This window comes from Rhizobacter sp., from assembly GCF_031412495.1.
GTDB lineage: Bacteria > Pseudomonadota > Gammaproteobacteria > Burkholderiales > Burkholderiaceae_C > Schlegelella_A.
Genome location: NZ_JANODC010000374.1, coordinates 1 through 2,025, shown reverse-complemented (window position 1 = coordinate 2,025; position 2,025 = coordinate 1). Strand labels below are relative to the sequence as shown.

The window sequence follows — 2,025 nt, the reverse complement described above, 5'->3', positions numbered from 1 at the left end:
GGCATGATCAACAAGGTCTCGTACCTGGTGAGGGTGCTTGGAGCGGCCCTGGGGAAGCAAGGAACATGGAACTCAACACCATCAAGCCGGCCGACGGGTCGAAGAAGGCACGCCGCCGCGTCGGCCGCGGCATCGGCTCGGGCATCGGCAAGACGGCCGGCCGCGGCCACAAGGGCCAGAAGTCGCGTGCCGGCGGCTACCACAAGGTGGGCTTCGAAGGCGGCCAGATGCCGCTGCAGCGCCGCCTGCCCAAGCGCGGCTTCAAGTCGACAACCGCCAAGTACAACGCGGAGGTCACCCTCGCCGACCTGCAGCGCCTCGGCGCGGCCGAGGTCGACATGCTGACGCTGAAGCAGGCCAAGCTGATCGGCGAGATGACGAAGAACGTCAAGGTCATCAAGAGCGGCGAGCTGAGCATCAAGGTGGCATTGAGCGGCGGCATCCTGGCCACCGCCGGTGCCAAGGCCGTGATCGAGGCCGCCGGCGGCTCGGTCGCCTGAGGCGAGCGAGGAACGGCGAGACAGTGGCAACGAACGCGAATCAGCTGGCCAAGAGCGGGAAGTTCGGCGACCTGCGACGGCGCCTGTTCTTCCTGGTCGGCGCGCTCGTCGTCTACCGGGTCGGGGCGCACATCCCCGTGCCGGGGATCGACCCGAACCAGCTGCAGGCCTTGTTCCAGGGCCAGCAGGGCGGCATCCTGAGCCTGTTCAACATGTTCTCGGGCGGCGCGCTGTCGCGCTTCACCGTGTTCGCGCTGGGCATCATGCCGTACATCTCGGCGTCGATCATCATGCAGCTGATGACCTACGTCGTGCCGACGCTCGAGGCCCTCAAGAAGGAAGGCGAGTCGGGGCGGCGCAAGATCACCCAGTACACGCGCTACGGCACGCTCGGCCTGGCGCTTTTCCAGTCGCTCGGCATCGCGCTCGCCATCGAGCAGTCGCCCGGCCTGGTGATCGACCCGGGCTTCGGCTTCCGCCTGACGGCGGTCGTCAGCCTGGTCGCCGGGACGATGTTCCTGATGTGGCTCGGCGAGCAGATCACCGAACGCGGCCTCGGCAACGGCATCTCGATCCTGATCTTCGCCGGCATCGCCGCCGGCCTGCCTGGCGCGCTGGCCCAGTTCGGCACGCTCATCAGCCAGGGCTCGATGTCGATCATCGCAGCGCTTTTCATCACGCTGCTGGTGGTGGCGGTCACTTTCGCCGTCGTCTTCGTGGAGCGCGGCCAGCGCAAGATCCTCGTCAACTACGCCAAGCGCCAGGTCGGCAACAAGGTCTACGGCGGCCAGTCGTCGCACCTGCCGCTGAAGCTGAACATGTCGGGCGTGATCCCGCCGATCTTCGCGTCCTCCATCATCCTGCTGCCGACGACCATCGTCAGCTGGTTCGCCACCGGCGACAGCCTGCGCTGGCTGAAGGACCTCGCCGCCCTGCTCGCGCCGGGGCAGCCGATCTACGTCATGCTCTACGCGGCGGCGATCGTCTTCTTCTGCTTCTTCTACACGGCGCTCGTCTTCAACAGCCGCGAGACGGCCGACAACCTGAAGAAGAGCGGCGCCTTCATCCCGGGCATCCGGCCGGGCGACCAGACGGCGCGTCACATCGACCGCATCCTGTCGCGCCTGACGCTGGCCGGGGCGATCTACATCACGGCGGTGTGCCTGCTGCCGGAGTTCCTGGTCCTCAAGTACAACGTGCCGTTCTATTTCGGCGGCACGTCCCTGCTGATCATCGTCGTCGTGACGATGGACTTCTGGGCCCAGGTGCAGAGCTATGTCATGAGTCAGCAGTACGAGTCGCTGCTCAAGAAGGCCAGCTTCAAGGCGAGCTGACCCGTTCCTCAACAGACTCACGACAGATCGAACAAAGGACGACCCGAAGCGGAACGCATGGCGAAAGACGATGTCATTCAGATGCAGGGCGAGATTCTCGAGAATCTGCCCAACGCCACGTTTCGTGTGAAGCTGGAAAACGGTCATGTGGTGCTCGGCCACATCTCCGGAAAGATGCGCATGCACTACAT

The 2,025-nt window shown here is 65.1% G+C and carries 3 protein-coding genes; all 3 read left to right on the top strand.

All coding sequences use genetic code 11. The annotated features are described in order from the left end of the window. Window positions 1-65: 65 nt before the first annotated feature. Window positions 66-500, top strand: coding sequence for a 50S ribosomal protein L15 (gene rplO / locus AC30N0_RS13680; protein WP_489518459.1), 435 nt, complete (start codon window positions 66-68; stop codon window positions 498-500). 23 nt (window positions 501-523) lie between these two features. Beyond that, a complete protein-coding gene (gene secY / locus AC30N0_RS13675; RefSeq protein WP_489518458.1) occupies window positions 524-1,834 on the top strand; it encodes a preprotein translocase subunit SecY in 1,311 nt (436 codons plus the stop codon). Window positions 1,835-1,891: 57 nt separating this feature from the next. Continuing rightward, on the top strand, window positions 1,892-2,025 hold a 134-nt coding region (gene infA / locus AC30N0_RS13670), incomplete at its 3' end, for a translation initiation factor IF-1 (RefSeq protein WP_489518460.1).